Annotated in this window: 17 protein-coding genes; 15 read left to right on the top strand and 2 right to left on the bottom strand. The window is 31.5% G+C overall.

Going from position 1 to position 18822, the window contains the following annotated elements; translation table 11 throughout:
- Positions 1-17 precede the first annotated feature (17 nt).
- Together CCC71_RS09005 and CCC71_RS09000 are read right to left on the bottom strand one after the other, a co-directional pair.
- Positions 18-890: an IS3 family transposase gene (locus tag CCC71_RS09005; RefSeq protein ID WP_247240057.1), complete on the bottom strand. Its 873-nt coding sequence runs from the start codon at positions 888-890 to the stop codon at positions 18-20.
- A gap of 26 nt (positions 891-916) precedes the next feature.
- Positions 917-1594, bottom strand: coding sequence for a transposase (locus tag CCC71_RS09000; RefSeq protein ID WP_226974520.1), 678 nt, complete (start codon positions 1592-1594; stop codon positions 917-919).
- 304 nt (positions 1595-1898) lie between these two features.
- Here CCC71_RS09000 and galU point away from each other — a divergent pair, with 304 nt between their 5' ends.
- The 15 genes from galU to CCC71_RS08925 all read left to right on the top strand — a co-directional run bounded on the left by galU (position 1899) and on the right by CCC71_RS08925 (position 18729).
- Positions 1899-2768, top strand: a complete 870-nt coding sequence (gene galU, locus CCC71_RS08995) for a UTP--glucose-1-phosphate uridylyltransferase GalU (protein WP_296333482.1) — start codon at positions 1899-1901, stop codon at positions 2766-2768.
- Between the two features lie 68 nt (positions 2769-2836).
- The gene (wbaP, locus tag CCC71_RS08990) at positions 2837-4276 is read left to right on the top strand and encodes an undecaprenyl-phosphate galactose phosphotransferase WbaP (RefSeq protein WP_021840960.1); all 1440 of its coding nucleotides are present in this window, start codon (positions 2837-2839) and stop codon (positions 4274-4276) included.
- Positions 4277-4292: 16 nt separating this feature from the next.
- Positions 4293-5390, top strand: coding sequence for a UDP-galactopyranose mutase (gene glf, locus CCC71_RS08985; protein ID WP_021840959.1), 1098 nt, complete (start codon positions 4293-4295; stop codon positions 5388-5390).
- Entirely contained in the window at positions 5391-6155 is a 765-nt protein-coding gene (locus tag CCC71_RS08980) for a DUF4422 domain-containing protein (protein ID WP_226974519.1), read from the top strand.
- A gap of 65 nt (positions 6156-6220) precedes the next feature.
- Entirely contained in the window at positions 6221-7282 is a 1062-nt protein-coding gene (locus CCC71_RS08975; RefSeq protein ID WP_226974518.1) for a glycosyltransferase, read from the top strand.
- Positions 7283-7287: 5 nt separating this feature from the next.
- A complete protein-coding gene (locus CCC71_RS08970) occupies positions 7288-8430 on the top strand; it encodes a glycosyltransferase (RefSeq protein ID WP_296333481.1) in 1143 nt (380 codons plus the stop codon).
- Positions 8431-10332: an HAD family hydrolase gene (locus tag CCC71_RS08965; RefSeq protein ID WP_296333480.1), complete on the top strand. Its 1902-nt coding sequence runs from the start codon at positions 8431-8433 to the stop codon at positions 10330-10332.
- A gap of 21 nt (positions 10333-10353) precedes the next feature.
- Positions 10354-11601: a flippase gene (locus tag CCC71_RS08960; RefSeq protein ID WP_156705919.1), complete on the top strand. Its 1248-nt coding sequence runs from the start codon at positions 10354-10356 to the stop codon at positions 11599-11601.
- Between the two features lie 18 nt (positions 11602-11619).
- Complete coding sequence (locus tag CCC71_RS08955; protein ID WP_296333479.1) at positions 11620-12291, top strand: hypothetical protein; 672 nt, start codon at positions 11620-11622, stop codon at positions 12289-12291.
- Positions 12284-13579, top strand: a complete 1296-nt coding sequence (locus CCC71_RS08950; RefSeq protein WP_021840952.1) for an O-antigen polymerase — start codon at positions 12284-12286, stop codon at positions 13577-13579. The genes CCC71_RS08955 and CCC71_RS08950 overlap by 8 nt, the downstream gene beginning before the upstream one ends.
- 27 nt (positions 13580-13606) lie before the next feature.
- A complete protein-coding gene (rfbB, locus tag CCC71_RS08945) occupies positions 13607-14590 on the top strand; it encodes a dTDP-glucose 4,6-dehydratase (protein WP_021840951.1) in 984 nt (327 codons plus the stop codon).
- A gap of 26 nt (positions 14591-14616) precedes the next feature.
- Positions 14617-15963: a DUF3329 domain-containing protein gene (locus tag CCC71_RS08940; RefSeq protein WP_296333477.1), complete on the top strand. Its 1347-nt coding sequence runs from the start codon at positions 14617-14619 to the stop codon at positions 15961-15963.
- Between the two features lie 201 nt (positions 15964-16164).
- Positions 16165-16326: a hypothetical protein gene (locus CCC71_RS08935; protein ID WP_296333475.1), complete on the top strand. Its 162-nt coding sequence runs from the start codon at positions 16165-16167 to the stop codon at positions 16324-16326.
- A 13-nt stretch (positions 16327-16339) separates the two neighbouring features.
- Complete coding sequence (locus tag CCC71_RS08930; protein ID WP_295272447.1) at positions 16340-16975, top strand: hypothetical protein; 636 nt, start codon at positions 16340-16342, stop codon at positions 16973-16975.
- 41 nt (positions 16976-17016) lie between these two features.
- Positions 17017-18729 (top strand): DUF4209 domain-containing protein, encoded by a 1713-nt coding sequence (locus CCC71_RS08925; protein WP_296333472.1) that lies wholly within the window; start codon positions 17017-17019, stop codon positions 18727-18729.
- The last annotated feature ends 93 nt before the right edge of the window (positions 18730-18822 follow it).

The following is an 18822-nucleotide window of genomic DNA, read 5'->3' as shown; positions in this document are numbered from 1 at the left end:
TTCCGGTGGCAGTTTTTTCATGCTGCTAACCAATATTTAGCATGTTTTTCCATAGGTGTTAAAACACCGAGCTTTCTTTGTAATCGTTTAGTATTGTAATATTCAATATAGTTTTCAATCATTTTAACCAAAGACTCTTTATCTGTGAAGTGACGCCCATAGTATCGTTCGCGTTTTAAGATACCCCAAAACCCTTCCATAGGGCCATTATCAATACATTTTCCTACTCTAGACATACTATGCTTCATTCCTGCCGCAATTAACTTTGCATGGAACATTCGACTAGTATATTGGTATCCTCTGTCACTATGGAATAATGGATGTGCATCTGGATTAGAAGTTACGGCATGGGTAAAGGTATCAAATACCAATATATTGTCATTTCTGTCTCGGATTGCAAATGAAACAATTCTACGATCATATAAATCAAGAATTGCACTAAGGTATACTTTATGAACTTCATTGCCCAAGTAATATTTAAATTCAGTAACATCTGTAAGCCATTTTTCATTAGGGGCTGTAGCAGTAAAGTCTCTATTAAGAATGTTTTCTGCTACATATTGTGGTCTTGCCGCATGTCGAGTGCATCCCTTATTGCAATACTTAATGGTAGATTTAATATTTTGTATCCGGCAAATTCGTAGTACTCGCTTATCATTAACCTGTATGTCATAGTAGCGATCCAAGTCATCTCGAATTCTACGGTATCCCTTATCGGGACTTTCTGAGTGAATGGCCTCTATCTTTTCCGCAATCATTATGTTTTCTCGCTCTTTTATAGGCGTTTGTCTATGTAACCATTTGTAATAAGCAGCTCTAGTTACGTTACCTAGTTTACATAAAGCTGAAATGGCATAGTGATGCTCTTCGTGTTCTTCTTTTATCGCCAAATAAATATGAAAATATTTTACTTGGCTTAGCCCCGCCTCCTCTCTATTTCGTCTAATTTTTTTAAGAAAGATGCCTCCATTTCAGCCCTCATTCGGCGAGCACGTTCCATCTTAAGTTCAGTGCGTAATCGTTCTACTTCAGTAAGACTATCTAGTGCTTTTCTTTTTCCGCGATTATCTTGTAATGCGTCTAGCCCACCGGATTCATATTTTACTGTATAACTGCGAGCCTGTTGGTAAGAAATATTGTATTTTGCTGCTGTTTCTGTGTAATTATGGTTGTGAGATATGCAATACTGTACTATTTCAACACGCTCATCGAATGTTGTTTTTCGGCCTTTTGTCATGGTAAAACATCCTCCTGTTCCGGATGTTTTTAATTCTTCATGACTATTATACCTCTTAATCCAATCTCGTAGTTGCATGTTTGACCGTAATCCAAATCTTTGGCTAATAGAATTCAAGGATCCTTCTCCGCTTAGATAAGCTATTACGGCTTCTATTTTTTCTTTAGCAGAATAATGCTTATTTTTTACATGTGTAAATGCATCGAGCCCATTGCTTTTATAACTGATAATCCAAGCCCTAACGGTAGTCCAATCAATTCCTAACCTCTTAGCAGCTGTGGACATGGATTCTTTTCCTTCAAGGATATTTTCTATGGTTTTTATTTTTTCTTCTGCACAGATTTTTGACTTGGGCATAAAAATACTCCCTTTCAAGTAACACAAGATTTTATTATTTCTGGTGTCTACCTAAAAGGGAGCATATCAGGGGGCAGCCAGTGATAATAGAGTGGTTGTCAGATTACTCAAAGCCCTCTTTAGAGGGCAATCACTAGAGAAAGACCCTTATAGGGTCAGAGCAAACCACCCGTTCTACGGGTGGTTATGATTTATGTAAAATGTTATAATAAAAGGAAATATAAACGGATAAATTAATTTTTTCTACTTATTTATTTTGTGTATTATAAAAATCAAGTTGAGTCGTTAGTTATTGAGGTGTAGTATGAAAAGTGTGAGAAAAGCCGTTATTCCGGCAGCAGGATTTGGTACTCGTTTTTTACCGGCAACAAAGGCGCAGCCAAAAGAAATGTTGCCTATTGTGGATACTCCGGCCATTCAATATATTATTGAAGAAGCGGTTGATTCCGGTATTGAAGAAATTCTTATTATTACGGGACGAAATAAACGGGCTATTGAAGATCACTTTGATACGAGTGTTGAATTGGAACAGTTATTACAACAGCAGAGGAAAAAGAAACAGTTGGCCATGGTACGCCGCTTGGCTGATATTCGTGTGCATTTTATTCGCCAAAAAGCACCGCGTGGCTTGGGGGATGCCGTATTATGTGCTAAAGCCTTTTGTGCCGGTGAACCATTTGCCGTTTTGTTGGGTGACGATGTGGTATACAATCCGGAATACCCATGCCTAAAACAGTTAATTGATACATATAATACCTATGGCGGAACCGTGTTGGGAGTACAACGAGTGCCGGAGAATATGGTTAGTTCTTGTGGAATCGTGGCGGGGACTCCGATTACTGATACCGTATATAAAGTAGAAGGTTTAGTAGAAAAACCACAAAAAGAGTTAGCACCGTCAAATATTGCGGTTTTGGGACGCTATATATTGTCACCAAAAATCTTTGATTGTTTGGAAAATATTCCGGTTGGTGCCGGCAATGAATTACAATTAACCGATGCGATTGCACAGCTGGATGAAGATGTATTTGCTTTAGCTTATGAAGGTAAACGTTATGATATCGGTAACCGATTTGGTTATTTGCAAGCTATGATTGAATATGGACTTCGTAATGAACAAGTTGGGGAAGCATTAACCGAATATTTAAAAACGTTAGATTTAGATAAGTTTTAAATCCTTGTATTAAACAATTAATAACCTATTATTATATAATAAAAAGTTTATTGAAAGGATTTACTGCGATGAAAGATTCAATCCCATTATTAAAACGTAATACCACGTATGTATTGCCTTTATGTTTGTTTATTATTGATTATTTTATGATTGTTTCAGGCCTTTCGCTTTCCTTTGAAGCAAGAAAAATGTGGATGTTTCCACCTGTATCTGATACATTTCATATTCGTAGCATATATATTTATTTAATTGCACCGGCATTATTTCTATTCATGATGTTTGTGTGCCATTGTTATGAAATTGCTTTGCCGTATTGGGAACGTGTTAGAAACTTATTTAAGGCCGTTTCTTATAGCGTCTTGCTCACTGTATTTCTTATGTATGCAGCTAATGTGGCAGGTGATGTGTCGCGATTATTTATTATAGGATCTTGGGTATTGACCTTTATAACATTATTATTGGGACGCTATATTTTAGAACGCGTTTTAATAGCTAAGGGCGTTCTTAAAATTCCGGTTATTATTATTGGCGCCGGCAAGACGGCAGAACTTGTCTTACAGTCTTTTGACCGCCATCCGATTATGTGCTATGAAATAGTCGGCTTTATTGATGATAATCCGGTTTGTAAGAATTTAATCGAACAATATCTATTATTGGGTGGTTTTTGCGATATTGATGAAATTGTGGCTAAGACTAAGATTCAGCATGTAATCGTCTGCGCTCCGGGATTGCCACCGGATAAACTAATCACTTTAGTTAATCGGTTGGAAATTTTAATCAAAAATGTATCGTTTGTGCCGGAATTAATCGGGTTACCGGTAGCGAATGTGTCAGTTCAAGGCTTAATGGAAGAAAATATGCTTTTGGTTAATGTAAAAAACAACTTGGCCAGACCATATTATCGATTCTTAAAACGAGTATTTGATACTGTTTTAACCTTAGCCGGGATGATAGTTTTCCTTCCTATTGGACTTATCATAGCTGCCTTTATTTATATATCCGATCCCGGTCCAATTTTATTTGCACATCGACGTGTGGGGCAACATGGCAAGGAGTTTCCTTGTTATAAGTTCCGTTCGATGGTAGTAAATGCTGAAGAAGCCTTGCAGGAATATTTAAAAGATAATCCGGAAGCACAGGAAGAGTGGAATCGAGATTTTAAATTGAAAAACGATCCACGTATTACTAAAATCGGTCACTTTTTACGTAAAACAAGTCTTGATGAATTACCACAGTTGCTCAATGTTTTAAAAGGGGAAATGAGCTTAGTAGGACCAAGGCCGATTGTTCAGGCTGAAGTAGAGAAATATGGTGAATATATACAAGATTTCTACTTAGTGCCACCGGGAATTACCGGTGTTTGGCAAGTTAGCGGCCGTAGTGATACTACTTATGATGAACGTGTTCAGATGGATTCGTGGTATGTACATAATTGGTCAGTTTGGATTGACATTGTATATTTAGTAAAAACCGTAACAGCCGTATTACAACGCAAAGGTGCTTATTAGTAGAGGAGTGATGCGAATGAAGTACGATTATTTAGTAGTTGGTGCAGGTCCTTTCGGTTCTGTATTTGCGCATGAAGCACATAAACGTGGTAAAAAGGTATTAGTTATCGATCGTCGTAATCATATTGGCGGTAATATGTATTGCGAAAATAAGGATGGTATTAATATTCATGTATATGGTGCTCATATCTTCCATACTTCGATGAAACATGTGTGGGATTATGTGAATCAATTTGCCACTTTTAATAACTATGTAAACTCTCCGGTAGCCAACTATAAAGGTGAAATGTACAATCTGCCGTTTAATATGAATACATTTAGTAAAATGTGGGGTATCTCTACTCCAGCTGAAGCTAAAGCTATTATTGAAAAACAGAGAGCCGTAATTACTGATGAACCAAAAAACTTGGAAGAACAGGCTATCAGTTTAGTTGGCACCGATATCTATGAAAAGCTAATCAAAGGTTACACCGAAAAGCAATGGGGGCGACCTTGTACAGAGATTCCGTCGTTTATTATTAAACGCTTGCCGGTTCGCTATACATACGATAATAATTACTTCAATGATCGCTATCAGGGGATTCCTGAAGGTGGTTATACCAAACTAATTGAAAATATGTTAGAAGGTATTGAAGTACGCTTAGGTATCGATTTTATTAAAAATCGTGAAGAGTTAACAGCCTTAGCGGATAAAATTATCTATACAGGACCGATTGATGAATACTATAACTATGAATTTGGTCAATTGGAATATCGTGGTTTGCGTTTTGAAACGGAAAAAATAGAAACAGATAATTATCAGGGCGTAGCAGTAGTTAACTATACAGCAGCTGATGTACCATACACTCGTATAATTGAACATAAACATTTTGAATTTGGCACACAACCTGTTTCTTATGTAACTAAAGAGTATCCTGCTGACTGGAAAGTAGGAGAGGAAGCCTATTATCCTGTCAATAATGAAAAGAACTATGATTTATATGCGAAATATGCTTCAAAAGCTAAAGAAGAAAAAAATGTTATATTCGGTGGTCGTTTAGCTGAATATGTATATTATGATATGGATAAAGTGATTGCAAGTGCATTGCGTTTAGTAGAAAAGGAATTGAAGTAAGTGGCGGAAATAAAAATTTTAGTGGCAGCACATAAATTGTATTGGATGCCAAATGATTCAGTATATATGCCTATACATGTAGGTAGAGAAGGCAAAGCTGATTTAGGGTATGTTGGTGATAATACCGGTGATAATATATCAGCTAAAAATCCTAACTATTGTGAATTAACGGCACTTTATTGGGCATGGAAAAACTTAGAGGCGGATTATGTGGGGTTAGTGCATTATCGTCGCTATTTTACCAATAAAGAAGTTCGCAATATTGAAGAAAAGAAGCAGCAAGTTTTAACTAGCGAACAATGGCAAACTTTATTAGAGCAATATCCGGTTGTAGTTGCCGATAAACGTCGGTATTATATTGAAAGCAATCGTTCGCATTATAACCATGCCCATCATAGTGAAGGGTTAGATGTAACTGAAACTATTATTGCTGAAATGTATCCGGAATATTCAGAAGCTTTTGCAACTGTATGCAATCGCACTTGGGCTCATATGTTCAATATGTTTGTGATGCGTCGTGATTTATACAATCAATATTGTGAATGGCTATTTGCTATATTGTTTGAATTGGAAAAACGAGTAGATATTTCCGACTATAATCCATATGAATCTCGCATCTTTGGATTCGTCAGTGAAATTTTACTCGATGTTTGGATTGAAAAAAATCAGATTAACTATAAAGAGCAAAATGTTTCTTTTATGGAAAAACAAAATTGGCTCAAAAAAGGCGGTAGCTTTTTGAAACGTAAGGTATTTGGAAAGTAAGAAATTAAACACTATTTTAGATTATAGTAACTTGATTATCGTTGTATGCAAGGGAGAAGTATTATATGGAAGTTAATAAACCGTTTTTTAGTGTCATTATGCCAGTTTATAATGCTGTACCTTTTTTGCAAAGGGCGATAGAAAGTATATTGGAACAAACATATACAAATTTTGAATTGATTTTAGTTGATGATCAATCTACAGATAATAGTTATGATATTTGTGAGTCCTATTTAAAAAAAGACAATCGAATTAAACTTTATCAGATGCAGCAAAATGCCGGGGCCGCAGCAGCTAGAAATTATGGCTTATCAAATATTAAAGGAAAATATGTAACATTTTGCGATAGTGATGATTATGTTGATAAAGATTTACTTGCAACAGCATATATTCATTTGAGAGAGTGCGATATAGATTGTTTAAAGTATGGTTGTATTGAAGAATATATTCAAAAAGATACAAAAAATCATTTTTTTAAAGTGCAAAGTTTATTAACTCATGAATATAGAGATCGAAACGAAATTGCCAAGCAAATTTTAAAAATGGAGTTAGTGCCATTATTTGGCTATTTATGGAATGGTTTTTATCGCCGTGAAATAATAGAGGGAAATGGACTTGAACTAAATCCTTCATATCGTGTAAATGAAGATTTTGACTTTAATATCCGCTATTTTGAATATGTTAATATATTCAAATGTATTGACTATACAGGATATCATTATATTAAATTAACAGAGTCTAATAGTTTATCGTCGCAAAAGAACGATGATTACTATAATCTACATATAATGAAAATCGAGCGTTTCTTAGCATTTTTTCATGGTTTTGAAAATATGGATGATGAATCCAAGAGTATGTTGTTTTGGATGTATACTCGGATTGTATATTCTACACTACAACGAGCTATTGAATCAGATGAAAATATTCAAAAGTTATTAACGTCAATTAGAGATAGTAAAATATATAATTATTTTAAGTGTGTTGAGTTTATAAACATTTCTGAGAAACAGAAATTAATGATATTTTTGTTGCGCGATGAAAAAGGAGTTATGTTGTTGTGGCTTGTACGGATGATTGGATTAATAAAAAGACAATTTCCATTTTTATTTGCAAAAATTAAAGGATAATTAAAATGAATCAAGATTTATTGCCGGTAAAAGTTTTACAAATTGGCATGACTCGGAATATAGGTGGTCTTGAAACATATTTAATGCAGCAATTTGACCATTTAGATAGAAATAAAGTAGTTTATGATTTTGTAAATATTACCAATGAATATGATATTGTCTTTGCCGATAAAATAAGAAAAGCCGGATCAAAGATTTTTGGTGTTTGTTCCCGTCATAAGAATCCTTTAAAACATTATTGGCAATGGATAAAACTACTTCGCAAAGAATCAAAAAACTATAAGGCGATTGTACTAAATACTAATAGTTTAGAATATATTTTTCCATTATTTCTAGGAAAAATAATGGGAATTCCGGTGAGAATAATACATTCTCATAATGGTGGTTTTGAAAATAAGATTGGTCAAATTAGACGGGCTTTAATAAGCTTTAATCGAATTCTTATGAAGTGGAGTGTAACTGATTACTTTGCTTGCTCGAATTTAGCTGGGCAGTGGATGTTTGGGAATACACAACCATTTACGGTTATTCATAATGCTATTAATACAAAAGATTTAGTTTTTAATGATAAAGTAAGACAAATCAAACGCTCTGAGTTAAAATTTGATGATGAAGACTTTGTTGTTGGTCATGTGGGTAGATTTGTGTATCAAAAAGATCACGAATTTTTGATTGATGTATTCAATGAAGTGCATAATAAAAGAGTGGAAGCTAAATTATTATTAATAGGTGACTATGTAGGTGATGACACATATTATAAAAAAGCTTTAGAACAAGTAAAAAGATTAAATTTAGAAGAATCAGTTTTATTTTTAGGGATACGACATGATGTGGCTGAATTAATGCAGGCAATGGATTGTTTTGTAATGCCTTCAAGGTTTGAAGGACTTACTGTTGTTGGTGTAGAAGCACAAGCCTGCGGATTGCCTTGTTTTTTTTCAGATAATATAACCAAAGAATTAAAGCTAGTAGATGGCTTGTGTTATTTTATCGATAAGAAATTAGAGAAAAAGACTTGGGCAGATATAATATTAAAGAAGAGTGCTGTTACTAGAAGAGACACTTCGAAAGATTTAAGTTTAGCCGATTATGATATTGATACAGAAGTTAATAAGATAATGAGTTTTTACTTGAAAGAGAAAAATTAAATGGATCTTGAGAAACTAAAATTAATAATTTCAAAACATGATGTTATATCATTTGATGTGTTTGATACTTTGATAAAAAGAAATCTTGGTAATAATAAAGATGTATTTAGGTTACTAGAATGTAAAGTTAATAAGTTGTTAGGAACATCAAAAAAGATATACGATGCCCGAATTGCGGCTGAGGCTAATGCAAGAAAAAGATGCACTTATCGAGAAGTAAATATTGATGAAATTTATGAAAATTTTGATGATAATTATAGTGAAAATGAGAAAAATTTAATAAAGAAAATGGAGTTAGAAATAGAATTTCTTGTTTGTACAGCGAATCAAGAACTTCAAGAGATTTATAATTATTGCGTGTCCATAGAAAAACCTATTCTCATTATTTCTGATATGTACTTTAGTGCATCAGATATTAATAAAATTTTAGAGAAAAACGATTATTTACATCATAAAATAGTTTACTCTTCGTGTGATGAACGGATTACAAAATGGGAGCAGGGTTTACTATTTAAGAAGGTTTTAGAAAAAGAAAGATTATTACCATCTCAAGTTCTTCATATTGGTAATGACAAAAATGCTGACTTTAAAAAGGCAAAAATGCAAGGATTATCTGCATTTTTGATTGATGAAGGGGAATTATTTCCCACTTATTATGATGAAGAGGGTTTATTTAGTCAGGATATTTTTACATACAATTGGATAAATCGGTTTATTAATAATAATATGCCGATTAAAGAAAATGATATTTTTAAAATAGGATATGAGGTTTTTGGTCCATTATTATTAGGTTTTACTAAGTGGTTAGCGCAACAAGTAGAGCAAAAAAATTTAAAAAAAGTTTTCTTCTTTTCACGAGATGGATACATTTTGAAAAAAGCTTTTTCTTTATATTGTCCTAACATAGATTCAAAATATTTTTATATTTCAAGAAAGTCTGTAATAAGGCCGATTTTACAATATGATAAATCTTTTGACGATATGGTAAAACATTATAAATCTTGGGATAAATCTTTTACATTAGAATATGTGTTAGATAGATTTTGCATTACAGTTGATGATGTAGTGTTAGACAAATTTAAATTGGCTCGTCAAGATAGATTTAATATTGATACTTTGAAAATTGATCAGCGAGTAGAGTCTTTGTTTGATTTTATTAAAGAACAGATATTCAGTGATTCTAAGGCTCAGGCAATACTTATTCAATCATATTTTCATCAAGAGCAATTTTATGGAAATGTTGGTATTATTGACATGGGAGCCGGCTGTAGCATTGAGTTTGCATTAAAATATTATTTAAAACAAGAGAATTTAGATGTAAATCCTTTTTATTTTTATTTGCATTCTGCAATTGAGGAAAATACAACTAGAAACATATTTTTTGACTCAGGTAATAAAACCAAGCCGTATAAGGTCCTATTGCGTTTTTGTTATATGTTTTTAGAAATATTTCTCACTGCTCCGCATGGGAGCGTTAAAGGTTATCAAGTTATAGATAATAAAGTGGAACCAATATTAGCTGACTTCGAGTATATTGGAGACGGGAAAGTTGACGAAAAATATTATATTCAAGAATTGCAGAGGGGGGCATTGTCATTTTTTGAATCTAGTATGAATCAATTTTTTGATGAAGATATTAGTACTAATATAGCTCTGCAAAACTTTAAAAACTTTGCAATTACACCAACTCTAGAAGATATAAAAATATGGAAAGATTATAGGGTGATTCTTGATGAGTTACGACCATTAATTTTAAGTTCAAAAGCCTCATCTTTTGAAGACTCTATAAATTCTATTAAGAATAGTCCATGGTTGTCTGGGGCTATTATAGAGAAAATTAAAAACCGATATTTGATGAAATTGATTTTTAAATTTTACTATTTGTATAAGAAATATAAATAAATATTATTAAGAGATTGAACTATGAAAATAAATAAGTTGTTTGAAAATATTTTTTCATTGGTAAGTTTAAAAGGTGCAGAATACATATTGAATTTTATATTATTACCTTATTTAGTTCGAGTATTAGGCGTTGAAAAATTTGGTGCGATTGCTTTTATGCAAGGCATAGTTCAATATTGTATTATTATTGTAGATTACGGCTTTAATATGACTGGACCTAGAGATATTGCAAGAGTAATTGAAAAGAAGCAAATTGCAGATATTTTTATTAATATTATGACTTGTAAGGCATTACTTCTTCTTTTAACAGCTTTATTTTCTTTTTTTTCTATTTTGATCATTGATTTTATGGCAATAAAGTTTGATGCTTATTTGTACTGGAGTGTTTTTTTATTAGCATTAGGTAATTTTATTTTCCCTACATGGTTTTTTCAGGGAATTCAACAAATGAGATATATAACAATTGTCAATATAATAGCTAGGTTGGCAACTGTTATTTTGGTTTTTTTGTTTGTTCGAAACCAGGATGATTATTTGTTAGCGGCTTTATTTCAGTCTAGTACATTAATCCTCGCAGGGATACTTTCGTATATAATTATAGTAAGACAATATAGTTTTGTGTTTATAAAGCCAACGTTTAAAGGTGTAATAAAAACTATGAATGATGGTTGGCATATTTTTCTTTCTACTATTGCTATAAACATATATACAACTAGTAATATAGTCTTATTAGGTATTTTTTCTAATGACACTATAGTGGGATATTTTAGTGCGGCTAATAAATTAATAGATAGCATTAAAGGTGTTATGTTTACTGTTAATCAAGCGGTGTATCCTTATGCCAGTAAAAAAATTCAAGAGGGTAAAAATAATTTTTTGAATTTTATAAAACTGTATGGAAAAGTTTATATCGGTGGCTGTTTGATAGGAAGTATATCTTTAATCTTTTTGGCACCTTATGTAGTACAGCTATTATTTGGTGAAGGATATCAGTCAAGTGTAGAAATTTTACAAATATTAGCATTATTACCTATGATAATATCAATAAGTAATGTCTTTGGAATTCAAGTTTTGTTAAATTATGGCTATCAAAAGATCTTTAGCAATATTCTTGTGTTGGGGGCTATTTTAGATATCATATTGATGTTTTGTATAGCTCCTTATTGGCTTGGTGAGGGTGTTGCTATAATAATGGTAATTGTTGAAGGGGTAATTACATTTGCTATTTTGGGATATGTTTTTAAAAATAATGTATTAAAAGAGATTTAATAAAAAATTTAGGAGGTCATGATGCAAAGTGTAAAATTTGGAGTTTTTATTGATACACTAAAAAGTAAGTTTATTTACATCATTCTATTAGCAATTATTTTTTCATTAGGTTTAGTAATTGAAAAAACTTTTTTTACAGACTATGTTATTCAAAGTACACGATTTTATACTGAAAAAACTATAAAAATTGAGTATAATCAGCCATTAATGTTTAATAATTCTCTTGACTATGGTACATTTTTAAAGAGTTATAGTGAAATTGATTTATTTTTGAAACAATCAGAAAATAGATTTGATTATAAAAAAATTAATAGCGATTGGGATAAGCTAACTGAAATTCAGAAGGTTGAATGGTTGCAGAAACATATTCATGTTGTTGATATTCATTCGGGGGTTATTCAGTTTATTTTCACATTAAGTGCAGATGATGCAAAAGATTATGAATATATAAAATTATATGGAACTAAATATTTAGACGAATATATTTCTTTTGCTGAGTCGAGGATTAATCAGATAACCCCACAAAGTCAATTTAAAGAAGTAAGTACATATACATTAGAACCAAAACTATTAGCAAATGATAAAAATATTATAATAATAAAGTATGGAATTATAGGCGCTGTTTTAGGAACTATTATTGGAGTGGTGATAGTATTTTTAATTTCGATAAGGAATGAAAAAAATGGTTGATCCAGGATTTTTGTATATTTTATCTGCATTATTATTGATTTTAACAATAGGTTTAATATACTTTTTTAAAGGGGATGTACTTCAACCTGGTATTTTAATGAGTATGACTATGTTATTAAGCTCTATATTGGCTGCATTAAACATAGATCGTTGGCAATTACAGTTTTCAATGTCAAGTACAATAGTATTATTTATGGCCATTTTATCATTTGCTTGCGGTAATTTAGCTGCTTGTAAGATTGCTTTTTATAGACAACCGATTTCGCCAATTTTGACTGTTAAATATTATAAAGCTAATAAATTAATTTTCTTTTCTTTTCTGATAATGAGTATTTTGGCGATGTTTAGTTTTCGTGAAATTTATCACTTATCTGTATTACTTGGAAATACAGATGGTATATTTAATATTATAAAAACTGTAAGACCAGCAATTGAAGCTGAGCAAGTTATGTTGAGTCGCTGGATGAATTATCGACAATATATTTCTCTAGCGATTGCTTCAGTATATATATATGCATTTTTAAGCAATTTAATATTTTTTAAATGGTCAAATATAAATCTAATTTTACTTGTGCCAGTTTTAGCTTATATTCCTTTTATGATATTTACAACCGGGCGTATGGCAATGATGTCATTTGTTATATTTGTTGTGGTAATTGGAAATTTTCTTTATTTGAAGAAGAATCAATTTAAGCTAGAGGCCGGTATAAAATCAATTATTATTCTTGGCATACTAGGGATTATGGCCATAGCCTTTTTCTTGATAATGGGGTATTTATCTGGAAAGGTTGCTAGTAGTACTAGAACACCTTTTATAATTTTATCGCATTATTTAGGCTTATCTGTTCCAGCTTTTGATGTTATATATCATCAGATACCAGTAGAGAATTCTTTAATTGGTTCTAATTTATTGGTTAGTGTTTATAGGAATCTTAATTTCTTAGGGTTTAACTTACCAGAAGTAGAGATATTTTTGCCGTTTGTTAATTTTGAAGGTATTGATACTAATGTTTATACTGCAGAATGGAGATATATTAAGGCTTTTGGGATAATCGGTATGTTAGGAGTTATGTGGTTATTAGGGGTATTTTATAGTTATTACTATAATTATTTGAAATATAATAATAGTATCAAGATTACATCACTAATAATATATGCGACTATTTCGTATCCATTATTTTTATCGTCAATTGATGAGAGATTTTTTTTAGATTTATTTGGGACTACGATTATTTATATTGGTGTTTGTTTGTGGATTGCTAAAAAGATAATTTTAGATAAGTATTGATTAAAGTTACGTCTGAGGAGTTCTAATGTGAAAGTCCTAGTCACTGGCGGTGCTGGTTTTATTGGCTCAAACTTCATATTTTATATGCTGAAGACCTATCCTTCGTATCGTATTATTTGTGTAGACAAGCTAACCTATGCCGGCAATCTTTCTACATTGACGAGTGTAATGACTAATCCAAACTTCAGATTTGTTAAAGCAGATATTTGTGATAGAAAAGCTATTAATCAGTTGTTTGAAGAAGAAAAACCTGATATGATTGTTAATTTTGCAGCTGAATCACATGTAGATCGCTCAATCAATAATCCCGGTATTTTTTTAGAAACAAATATCTTGGGGACAGACGTATTGATGGATGCGTGTCTCAAATACGGCATTAAACGTTATCATCAAGTTTCGACGGATGAGGTATATGGTGATTTGCCATTGGATAGACCGGATTTGCTATTTACGGAAACAACGCCATTACATCCAAGCTCGCCATATAGTAGCTCTAAGGCTGCAGCTGATTTATTGGTATTGTCCTATTTTAGAACCTATGGACTTCCGGTGACGATTTCTCGTTGTTCCAATAACTATGGACCTTATCAATACCCAGAGAAGTTAATTCCGCTTATGATTGTTAATGCTCTAAATAATCAACAGTTACCTGTATATGGTAACGGCCAAAATGTTCGTGATTGGCTTTATGTAGAAGATCATTGCAGAGCTATAGATTTGGTTATTCATAAAGGCCGTGAAGGGGAAGTATATAATATTGGTGGACATAATGAAATGGCTAATATTAATATAGTAAAATTGATTTGCAAAGAGTTAGGTAAATCGGAAGACTTAATTACCTATGTTGCTGATCGTAAAGGACATGATTTGCGCTATGCCATTGATCCGACTAAGATTTATACTGAGTTGGGATGGTTACCGGAAACGAAGTTTGCCAACGGAATCAAAAAAACGATACAATGGTATTTGGATAACCACCAATGGCGGGAAGATATAATTAGTGGAGTATAGTGTATTGAGGGAAGGATGAAATTGTTTTGTATAAGTATTTAAAGTCACCGGTGGCAACAAAAATAGCATTTGTAGGATTATTGGTTGGCATTTTTATTTTGATGTTCAAACTAAATAGCCTGACTGGGTTTGTTGTGGACGATTATTTAAAGTATGCGACAGCAGTGAAAATTCATTCCGTGGGGGATATGTATCAAGCCTTAGAGAAATACTATCTCACTTGGAGTGGCCGTGTATGGGGCGAATTTTTCTCCTTATTATTTTTAAGCATGCCAAAATCCATATTCAATGTGGCTAACTCGTTCATCTACGTTGTACTGCTATTGCTGGTTTATGCTCACATTACAAAGGCTAAGTATTGGTCTTTGTCAATTCTCATTTATATTAACTTTTCCATTTGGGTATTTTTACCGGCTTTTGGTCAGAATATTTTGTGGTTAACCGGTGCCGGTAATTATTTGTGGACAATTATTATTCCGTTAATTTTCATGTTGTTTTATAGGTTATATGATGGCAACCGTGAAACTTTCAGAAACTATTTCTTGTATATTCTTTTATTTATCTTAGGGATTTTCTCCGGTTGGGCCAATGAAAATTTTTCGGTAGGAATTATTGGATTTATTCTCTGCTATATGTGGCAGTATAAAAAGAAATATAATTTAATTCCTCAATTTAGTATTTGGGGCCTCCTTGGTACTCTAGCAGGTAGTGCAGCAATGTGGTTTGCACCGGGTAATTTTATTCGTTATGAAGCCGAAGGCCATCAAGGAGCATTTCTTAAAGTTATCGGGCGAATCCCACAAAATGCACTAAGATTGATTGATTATGAAAAGACTTTGTTCTTAGTTCTTATATTCGTGATATTGTATTTCTTGTTGAAGAAAACGGATAAACAAAGCTCACTAATTTATCTTGTTGGTACTTTTCTTTGTGCTATTGCCATGTCGGCCGTAGGTGGTTTTGGGTCACGTATCGTCTTTAGTGGTACGATTCTCTTTATTATTGCTACGGGTATATTAATAGCTGACTTTATCAGAAATGAAGCGTATGTAGGTTTTAATAAAACTGCTTTGATTGCAACGTTGAGTGTTATTATGCTTGCATCCTTTGGGAGAGAATATAGATCGGCTGTTGAAAGTACGATAGATTATAATAGACAAGTCGCTGTAAATGAGCAGATTATTCAAACGGCCATATCCCGTGGCGAAAAAGACATTTATGTTAATCCGGTACAGGTTATGAATCGATATAGTGCGGCTCATGGTTTGGAAGATTTAAAACCAAAATCACAAAATGATTTTTGGTTAAATAAGGGTATGGCTGCCTATTATAAAGTAAGAACTATACAAACTAATGGTATAGAAGTAAAATAAAAAATTATATATTAAAATAGAAGGGCTTTTGCTATATACAGTATTAACTGTACTTGTGCGAGGCCCTTTTGTCCTATAAGCATAAAATTTTGATAATAAAAAGAAATAAGAAAAAATAGCATATGGAGAGGAATAATTGATTAAATTGAAGAATAAATAATTAATAAATAATTTATTTTTTATTAGAAATAGGAGTAGAATATGTATTTAATGACAGCTTGTTATCAATGTGATACAACACCGCCTAACATTATTATTAAAGATTTTACACTTAATGATGATGGAGTTTATATTGTAGAATGTTCTAAAGGTCATAAACTTGCAATAATTATGCAAGCTGAAGTTTTTGAAAATTTTTTTTAATGCAACTTATAACTTGCTGAAGAAAAATTATAGTGCAGCTATATTAAATTATGCCGCAGCACTAGAAAAATATTATGAGTTTTACATTGAAGTTATATGTAGATTTAATCATGAATCAAAGGATGATAAGTGGAATGCAGTACGAAAAAAAAGTGGAGCTCAGTTGGAATTATTTGAAAACGAGTACTTTAATAATGAAGGTAGAAAGCCGTATTTATTAACTGGTGAATTACGGAATCTTAGAAATCGTGTTATCCATCACGGGCACTTTCCAAGCTATGAGGAAGTTAAAGAGTATGGTAAAGGAGTTTTTATTGCCATTAAAGAGGATTTAGATTTTCTTAATAAGAAATATAAAATCATTTTACAGGAAATAATTGTAGAGCATAATATGCAAAAAGCGAAAAAGATACCAGCAGGTTACTCGATTTCTACTACATTAATTGATACTGGCGTATCAATTTCTACTTCACAGAATTGGAATAATATGACCTTTGAGAAAGTAATAGATAATGCAAAATTATATTTAATAATTGAGGATAACGCAGAAAGTATAATGGCTATAACTAATTTAATTAGAGGCGATATTTCATTAGAAGAATGTAAGACGCTTTTCTTGAAAATATTAAATCAATTTATAAAAAAGTAGCACACTAATTTTCAACTAATTATATATTAAGGAATGATGAAGTGAATATTTATGAACTGATTAATCAAGTTAAATTAAATACAGGAAATTTAAGATACTGGCCAATAGTAAACTTAAAGGACGTAGAGTTAGAAAATATTGGAGAGAAAAAAGCTCTTAAGATATTACAAAAGATATGTGGATTATTAATAATTGAAGAAAATAAGAAGCGTAAATTAAATATTTTTTTAGATGAAAGTTTAGTAAGAGTTAATAATTGTTTTCTTGTTAAGTCTGATTTAGAATGTTTAGAAAAATTAAATTTTGACAATTTTTTGCCGTACTTTAGTGCTTATATTTGGGAGTGTATTTGGCTGGATCAAAGAGACTATAAGGCTGCTGATAAAGCACTTGATTATTATCTTATTCATTTAGAGCGTGAAATAAATTTTGATGAATCTGTTTTAGAGGTTTCGACATATGCTATCGCTTTGGCAAAAGAAATAAATAATAGAAAAAAACTCAATACAATATTTAAAATTCTACATAATATTATATTTCATAATGAAAATAATACCTCAATATATATAACACTATCAATTTTAGACATTTTATCAGCAGAACACTTTATTTCATATTACGAGGCATTAGAATTTCTTAATAATAATGTAAGTATAAGAGGTGAAAATGAGCATATTAATGAAAAGATTTTTATTTTAAAAAGAAAATGGGCTAATAAACTAGGTGATTCAAATTTAATCATAAGTATTGAAAAAGACTATGCAGAATATTTTGAAAAATTGTTTAACTTTATTCCAGATAAGGATTATTTTAAGCAAGAGCGATTTTTAATAAACGCAATAGACTCTTATACTCGTTGTAAGAACCAGAAAAAGGCAAATGAACTGAAGCAGAAATTGATACCGGTACAAATAAACAAAGTGAATAATATGAAAATAATAGAGATAAGTATTGACTCTAACATTTCTCTCAATACGATAGAAGAGGATTTGAAAAAAATAAATTTTATAGAAATAATATTTTATTCCTTAAAGTTTATTAAATATCTAGACTTTGATATAGTAAAAAATATGGTAAAAGACTGTAAATCTTCCGGATTTATAAGTGATACGTTTCCATGTAGTATTATTAATGATAGAGGGCAATCTACTGATATACTTATGCCACTAATGTCTTCTGACTATGAAAATAATAGTACTAATTTGAGAAATCATGTAGATCATATGGTTATGAGATATGCAGATGTTGCTGGTTGTTATTTAAAACATATCTATTCATATATAAAAGATACTTTTATATTTAGTGAATATAGTTTTGATTTTCTAATAAGACATAATGAAATAGTCCCAGCAACTAGGAATAAGATTTTTCGAAATGTGCTGTTTTTAATATTTCAAGGAGAATTGTGTACAGGATATCAAGTTTTAGTTTTACAATTAGAAAACTTATTTCGATATATTGCACAGGAACAATATGGCTTAACATATAAGATTGATAAAGATGGTCGAACTGAAGAATATACGTTATGGGATATATTAAATTATTTAATTAAAAATTCTGAAGACAATAATAAATCAATTTTTTGGCAATTTCAATGCTTACTGTGTCAATCTTTAGGGGGAAATATAAGAAATAATATTGCTCATGGATTAGTTGAAGAATATGATTTTGAAACAGGACGATATTGTTATTTATTGTGTCTGGTGATTCTATTACTAGTAAGATATGCTGATTTTTATAATGAAAATGATTGATTAATTTTATAGTGCAATTTAGCACAAGTTATCTATATTAAGCATGGTAAAAGTAGACGGAGGAATCAAGCGCATTGATTTGGGAGTTGTTTC

The organism is Veillonella sp. LMAG:90, assembly GCF_008679445.1.
Taxonomy (GTDB): Bacteria; Bacillota; Negativicutes; order Veillonellales; family Veillonellaceae; genus Veillonella_A.
This window is presented reverse-complemented; position numbering and strand designations above follow the sequence as displayed.

Bases quoted from the DNA above. Each gene is read 5' to 3' on its own strand.
- CCC71_RS08975 (WP_226974518.1), top strand. From the start codon at position 6,221: ATGGAAGTTAATAAACCGTTTTTTAGTGTCATTATGCCAGTTTATAAT.
- CCC71_RS09000 (WP_226974520.1), bottom strand. From the start codon at position 1,594: ATGCCCAAGTCAAAAATCTGTGCAGAAGAAAAAATAAAAACCATAGAA.
- CCC71_RS08960 (WP_156705919.1), top strand. From the start codon at position 10,354: ATGAAAATAAATAAGTTGTTTGAAAATATTTTTTCATTGGTAAGTTTA.
- wbaP (WP_021840960.1), top strand. From the start codon at position 2,837: ATGAAAGATTCAATCCCATTATTAAAACGTAATACCACGTATGTATTG.
- galU (WP_296333482.1), top strand. From the start codon at position 1,899: ATGAAAAGTGTGAGAAAAGCCGTTATTCCGGCAGCAGGATTTGGTACT.
- CCC71_RS08965 (WP_296333480.1), top strand. From the start codon at position 8,431: ATGGATCTTGAGAAACTAAAATTAATAATTTCAAAACATGATGTTATA.
- CCC71_RS08935 (WP_296333475.1), top strand. From the start codon at position 16,165: ATGTATTTAATGACAGCTTGTTATCAATGTGATACAACACCGCCTAAC.
- glf (WP_021840959.1), top strand. From the start codon at position 4,293: ATGAAGTACGATTATTTAGTAGTTGGTGCAGGTCCTTTCGGTTCTGTA.
- CCC71_RS08950 (WP_021840952.1), top strand. From the start codon at position 12,284: ATGGTTGATCCAGGATTTTTGTATATTTTATCTGCATTATTATTGATT.
- CCC71_RS08970 (WP_296333481.1), top strand. From the start codon at position 7,288: ATGAATCAAGATTTATTGCCGGTAAAAGTTTTACAAATTGGCATGACT.
- CCC71_RS08955 (WP_296333479.1), top strand. From the start codon at position 11,620: ATGATGCAAAGTGTAAAATTTGGAGTTTTTATTGATACACTAAAAAGT.